Below are 4,558 nucleotides of genomic sequence, written 5' to 3' on the forward strand. Positions count from 1 at the left end.
AATCGAAGCTCTTATCCTCAATGGGGTTTTGCGCCCCGGCGACCGTCTGCCGTCAGAGCGGGACCTTGCGGAGCGGATGGATGTTTCCAGACCAGTTCTGCGCGAAGCTCTGAAATCGCTGGAAAGCGGTGAGCTGATTGTCAGCCGTCAGGGCGGCGGCACCTTTGTGGCTGATGTAATCGGCCCCGTTTTCTCGCCTCCAATTATCGCATTGATGGAACGGCACCCGGAAGCAGTGACCGATTTCCTCGAGTTTCGAAGAGACATTGAGGGCGTTGCCGCCTTCCACGCTGCAACAAGGGCAACTGCGTCCGATCATGCGGTTCTTGCGTCCATCGTCGATCAGATGAAAACTGCATTTGAAGCCAATGACTACCAACGAGAAGCCAGTCTCGATGTGGAGTTTCACCATGCCGTTGGTGAAGCAGCGCATAACATGATCCTTCTGCACGCACTGCGGTCCTGTTATCGGCTTTTGGAGAACGGGATCTTGTACAACCGCAAGCGCCTCTACCATCACCCAACGGCGCGCGAACGCGTACTTAATCAACATACCGAGATCGCCAACAGTATTCTGCAGGGCAATCCGCAGGCCGCCAAGCTGGCATCAGAAGCGCATATCGACTTTGTCTCAGAAGCCATCAAAGAAGCAGAGAAACAGGACAACCGAAACACTGTGTCCGAACTTCGCTTGAAACACCGCCCCGTGTGAAACGGGCTAATGGTTAAATACAGTTACCAATTAAGGAGCTGACATGCCCGTAGTAACCGACATTCATGACCTGCAAGTCTTGGCCAAACGTCGTGTCCCCAAAATGTTCTATGATTATGCCGACACCGGCTCCTGGACAGAAAGCACCTACCGGGACAACGAAGCAGCTTTTCAACGCCAAAAACTTCGCCAACGTGTCGCGGTCAACATCGACAATCGAAGCGTCAAGACGACCATGATCGGCGAAGATGTCTCGATGCCGGTGGCCTTGGCCCCTGTTGGCATGACCGGCATGCAACATGCCGATGGCGAAATACTTGCAGCCCAAGCGGCTGAAGAGTTCGGTGTTCCATATACACTCACCACAATGAGTGTCTGCTCCATTGAGGATGTTGCCGAACACACGACAAAGCCGTTCTGGTTTCAGCTCTATGTCATGCGCGATCGCGGTTTTTCAGAATCCTTGATGAAACGCGCGCATGTTGCCGGTTGCTCAGCACTTGTCTTGACACTTGACCTGCAAGTCCTAGGTCAACGGCACCGGGACATCAAAAACGGCCTGAGCACGCCGCCGAAACCGAAACCACATGTTCTGCTGGATCTCGCCCTCAAACCGCGCTGGTGCTGGAACATGCTTCGGACCAAACGCCGCGACTTTGGCAACATTGTTGGTCGTGTGTCCGGTGTTGGTGACATGGGCTCCCTTGCCGAATGGACGGCCCAGCAATTTGACCCGACGCTCGACTGGTCATCCGTAGAGTGGGTGAAGAAGCATTGGGATCGCAAACTGATCCTGAAAGGCATCAATGATGTTGAAGATGCCAAGATTGCTGCTGAAACAGATGCTGATGGCATTGTGGTGTCAAACCATGGCGGGCGACAGTTGGATGGTGCAGCGGCCAGCTATGATGTTCTTCGCGATATCGTCGATGCTGTTGGGGACAAGGTGGAAGTCTATATGGATGGCGGAATCCGCAGCGGACAGGACATCTTCAAAGCTGTCGCAATGGGCGCCAAAAGCACTTTCATAGGCCGCTCCTACATCTACGGTCTCGGGGCCATGGGCAAGGCAGGCGTGACGAAGACCCTTGAGATCATGCACAAGGAGCTGGACGTCACGATGGGCCTTTGCGGCGAAACCGATATCCATAACGTTGGCCGTCACAACCTCTTGCCGTGAGGCTCGGCTAGTCACGAACTCCTACAACAATGAAACCCAGGCCCGGGCGATTTTTCGCCCGGCCTCATCGGCTCGTGCACCGTTCGCTTGAGCCTCAGCTTCAAGGATGCTTGGCCAGTTGGGCTGAACCTTGGTGATTGCATCTTTCAAGGTTTTGGACCACTCCCGCACCACCGCTTCGCTTGCCTCAAAATGAAACTGGATGGCATAAGTCGTCTGGCCGACGCGGTAAGCCTGATAGGGGGTCATTTGGCTTGCGGCCAAATGCACAGCGTTTTGCGGCAATTCAACAGTATCAACATGCCAGTGAAACATCGGAGCGCAGTCTCCAAGGTGGCACAAGACCGGGTCATCCTGCCCCGCTTTTGTTGGTTTCACATCGTGCCAGCCAAACTCAACCGGGCGATCCAGAACATTTCCGCCACCTAATGCGCGCGCGATCAGCTGGGAGCCAAGACAGATGCCGAGAACTGGGCGGCTCACCGCGTGCGCATCCCGGATAAGCCTGCAGACATCAGGCAAAAACGGATGCGTTTCATCTGCAATGGCCGATTGCTCGCCTCCCAAAATGATAAGACCAGCAGCGTCGCCAATATGCGTTGGAACCTCTTCTCCCTCATAGGCGGCCACGTTTTGCGTTCCGATCCCCTTTTCTTCCAAAGCCTCTCCGACAACGCCGAGAGGTGTTCCCGGATAATTCTCAATGACCAGAACGTGCATGAATTTCTCTTTTCAAAACCTCGACCAATCCGCACACTACTTTATTCGCGCATCCAGGAAAGACATCCATGGTTTTAAATCGCCCTCTGCAAAACCGCGTCGCACCTGATGCCCAAATTCACGCTGTGAAAGACCGCGGCACCTTCATGGGGAATCGCGGAGGACGGATCCACGACCCGAACACGCGTCAATTGCTTAAGCGGGACTGGGCCTCAAAGCGCTGGATCTGTTGTGTCACCGACTTCAAGAACCGACAGCGAGAAGTGATGGGGCACAGCTATACGGAACTGTTTTTTCTGGACGAAGTGACAGCCCTGACTGCGGGGCACCGCCCCTGTTTTGAGTGTCGCCGAAAAGACGCCCTCGCCTTTCAATCCGCCTTCCAAAAGGCGCATATCTTAAAAACATCACCGTCGGCAGATGACATGGACACTATTCTGCATGCCGAGCGGCTGAACGGAAAAGCAAAACGTTTGCACACTCTTCGAACAGATGAGCTTCCAGATGGAGCGATGGTGCTTGTAGACGGTGCCGTTTATGCGCTGCGGCAAGGCATGTTACTTGCCTGGAGTTTCGGTGCGTACGGCATCCCAAAGTTCACTGCGCTGCCAACAACATGCGAGGTGCTGACACCCCCAAGCATTTTGAAATCACTTTTGAACGGATACACACCGGTCTGGCATCCCAGCGCGCCGAACCCCACCTCCAGAACCTGAACACCATTCAGCACAAATTCTGATCTTTTGATCACAAACTATCATTTGTTTGAATATGACTTTACTGCCAGATTGCCTGTCTTCTCGTTCATACAGGCTAGTTTCATGTCCATTTCCGCCCCGGCTGCCCCTATGCCCCGCCCCACATTGACCTCGCTCGATCTCGGGCTTTATGGCGCTACAGTCTTTGCCTGGGGGTTCAGTTGGATCGCAATCAAGGGACAGATCGGTGATGTTGCACCGGAAGTGTCGGTTTTCTGGCGGTTTGTGCTCGCAGCTTTGGTCATGTTTGGTTGGAGCTGGATACGCGGTCATCAAATGAGGTACGCGCTTAAGGATCACGCCAAGTTCCTCGGCCTCGGTGTGTTGATCTTCTCGACCAACTTCACTCTGTTTTATTATGGAGCGGCCTACTTGCCCTCCGGTCTGGTCGCAGTTGTTTTTTCCATTGCATCGACCTTCAACATCCTTTTGGCCTTTCTGCTCTTTGCGCAGCGCCCAACGCTCAATGTTGTCATTGCTGGTGGCATAGGAATTTGTGGGATTGCCCTGATGTTTTGGCCAGAAATCATGGGCACCACATTGAATGCGGATGCCCTGAAGGGGCTCTCGCTCTGCGGACTTGGCACCCTCTCCTTCTGCCTCGGGAATATGGTGTCGGCCAAAGCGCAAGGTGACGGGATCGCTGTTATACCAGCGTCCGCTTGGGGCATGGCTTACGGTGCGGGATTTATCGGCTGTTTTGCTTTACTTCGCGGACAGAGTTTCGAAGTGCCGCTTGATCCACTGTATCTTGGCAGCCTTGTCTATCTGGCCGTGATTGCATCGGTCATTGCGTTTGGCTCTTATCTAACGCTTTTAGGACGGATCGGGTCCGCAAAAGCCGGGTATGCGACAGTTATTTTCCCAGTTGTGGCTTTGGCCGTATCTACAGTCGTCGAGAATTACCAATGGAGTGCGTTGGCAATTGCCGGCGTTGTTCTTGTCTTGTGCGGCAACGTTTTGATGTTGCGGCGCTAACCAAAGGGAAGCTTATTCTGCCGCAATCGGGGCCGACACATTTCCGATGGCCGCAATGACATGATTGCACAGGGCATCATGCATGGGCAGGCGCGCCTCATCTGACCGCAACATGGCAATGTCGCAATAAGGCAGCGTCGGAAAGCCGTCCTTCTCGTCCAGTATCCGCATCCCTTCACGCACAGCACTTTCCGGGAACACCGATACGGC

At 54.1% G+C, this 4,558-nt stretch carries 5 protein-coding genes and 1 pseudogene; 4 read left to right on the plus strand and 2 right to left on the minus strand.

All coding sequences use genetic code 11. From position 1 onward, the window contains the following. On the plus strand, nt 1-712 hold a 712-nt coding region (locus TRICHSKD4_RS01525), incomplete at its 5' end, for an FCD domain-containing protein (protein WP_040615850.1). A 43-nt stretch (nt 713-755) separates the two neighbouring features. After that, nucleotides 756-1,892 carry an alpha-hydroxy acid oxidase gene (locus TRICHSKD4_RS01530; protein WP_009758952.1) on the plus strand — a complete coding sequence of 379 codons (1,137 nt, stop codon included), beginning with the start codon at nt 756-758 and terminating at the stop codon, nt 1,890-1,892. Nucleotides 1,893-1,913: 21 nt separating this feature from the next. On the opposite strand, the gene TRICHSKD4_RS01535 is transcribed toward TRICHSKD4_RS01530, so the two are convergent. After that, nucleotides 1,914-2,612, minus strand: coding sequence for a type 1 glutamine amidotransferase (locus TRICHSKD4_RS01535; RefSeq protein WP_009758953.1), 699 nt, complete (start codon nt 2,610-2,612; stop codon nt 1,914-1,916). A 68-nt stretch (nt 2,613-2,680) separates the two neighbouring features. Here TRICHSKD4_RS01535 and TRICHSKD4_RS01540 point away from each other — a divergent pair, with 68 nt between their 5' ends. Then, entirely contained in the window at nt 2,681-3,328 is a 648-nt protein-coding gene (locus tag TRICHSKD4_RS01540; protein ID WP_009758954.1) for a hypothetical protein, read from the plus strand. A gap of 105 nt (nt 3,329-3,433) precedes the next feature. Further along, entirely contained in the window at nt 3,434-4,348 is a 915-nt protein-coding gene (locus tag TRICHSKD4_RS01545; RefSeq protein ID WP_040615852.1) for a DMT family transporter, read from the plus strand. Nucleotides 4,349-4,360: 12 nt separating this feature from the next. Here TRICHSKD4_RS01545 and TRICHSKD4_RS31470 read toward each other — a convergent pair. Beyond that, nucleotides 4,361-4,558 (minus strand): annotated as a pseudogene (locus tag TRICHSKD4_RS31470) (transcriptional regulator); the annotation flags it as partial.

This window comes from Roseibium sp. TrichSKD4 (assembly GCF_000148725.1).
Lineage (GTDB): Bacteria > Pseudomonadota > Alphaproteobacteria > Rhizobiales > Stappiaceae > Roseibium.

Bases quoted from the DNA above. Each gene is read 5' to 3' on its own strand.
- TRICHSKD4_RS01530 (WP_009758952.1), top strand. From the start codon at position 756: ATGCCCGTAGTAACCGACATTCATGACCTGCAAGTCTTGGCCAAACGT.
- TRICHSKD4_RS01535 (WP_009758953.1), bottom strand. From the start codon at position 2,612: ATGCACGTTCTGGTCATTGAGAATTATCCGGGAACACCTCTCGGCGTT.
- TRICHSKD4_RS01540 (WP_009758954.1), top strand. From the start codon at position 2,681: ATGGTTTTAAATCGCCCTCTGCAAAACCGCGTCGCACCTGATGCCCAA.
- TRICHSKD4_RS01545 (WP_040615852.1), top strand. From the start codon at position 3,434: ATGTCCATTTCCGCCCCGGCTGCCCCTATGCCCCGCCCCACATTGACC.